The sequence below is a fragment of the Segatella copri genome (genome assembly GCF_026015465.1).
Taxonomy (GTDB): domain Bacteria; phylum Bacteroidota; class Bacteroidia; order Bacteroidales; family Bacteroidaceae; genus Prevotella; species Prevotella copri_E.
Genome location: NZ_JAPDUQ010000014.1, coordinates 1 through 1,036 on the forward strand (window position 1 = coordinate 1; position 1,036 = coordinate 1,036).

Genomic DNA, 1,036 nt, shown 5'->3' on the forward strand with positions numbered 1-1,036 from the left:
ATATATGGTTCTGTTGCCTTTGGATTTCTTGCAGAGACTTCCAAGCGGACATCCATCACATCGTTGTGCTCTATATAATGTAATGACAGACACATAGCCGGAGTCACTTTTCGTTTGCCGTTGTCCACAAGGTTCCATGTGTTGTCCCATGGGGCAGACATAATAGTCATCATCCCTGTTGTAGTAGAAGTTCGCTTGGTTGAAGGCATCCTCCTTGAAAGGCTTATGCTGTTCCTTGTGAAACCAGTTGTACTTTACATAACCCATCATTTCTTCCATCTCTAGGTACTCGTAGTTCTCCTCCGAGCCATACCCTGAGTCTGCGGTGACGCTCTTGGATTGCTTTCCATATCTTTTCTTGTACTTATCCAAAAAAGGCTTGAAGGTCAGGGTGTCTGTTGGATTGGGATAAAGGGCGAAATTCGTCCAATATTGATTCTCTGTCGCAATTTGAAGGTTATAGGCAGGCTTTGTCTGCCCATTGTTCATGGCATCTTCCTTGAGGCGCATGAAGGTCGCATCGGGATCAGTCTTGGAGTAACTGTTTCTCTCGCCCAGTATATCCAGTGATTTTTCATACTCGCACAGTTTGTCCGAGGCTTTGAACAAGTGATCTATCTGAGTATTTAGCTTTTGCTTCTCTCTTCCTGTAAGCTTTGCCTTAGGAAGGTTCTTAGCTTGCCTCTCACACAAACGTGCACTTCTCTCTACATCCTTGGCGGAAGTGGCTGGCTCGCTGTCTTCTTCCTTAATGTCACTCCCGCCATTCAGGCGAATTTGTTCTTTTATCTGAGCCAATGCAGCAGAGGTCTTTTCCAAGAGCTTAGCCCTGTTCTTTTCCACAGTCTTCTTCCATACAAACGTGTACTTGTTTGCTTTCGACTCTATCTTAGTGCCATCAACATATTGTTCCTCCAGACTAATCACGCCCTTTTCAACCAATATGGAGACGACTGCATCAAAATAAAAGTCGATGCATTTAATCATATGATTGGATCTAAAGCGGTTGATTGTTGCGAAAGATAATTGCTTACCT

General features: G+C 44.0%; 1 protein-coding gene. It reads right to left on the reverse strand.

Going from position 1 to position 1,036, the window contains the following annotated elements:
* A partial coding sequence (locus tag ONT08_RS16410; RefSeq protein WP_264960470.1) for a transposase occupies positions 1-1,036 on the reverse strand: 1,036 nt, incomplete at both ends.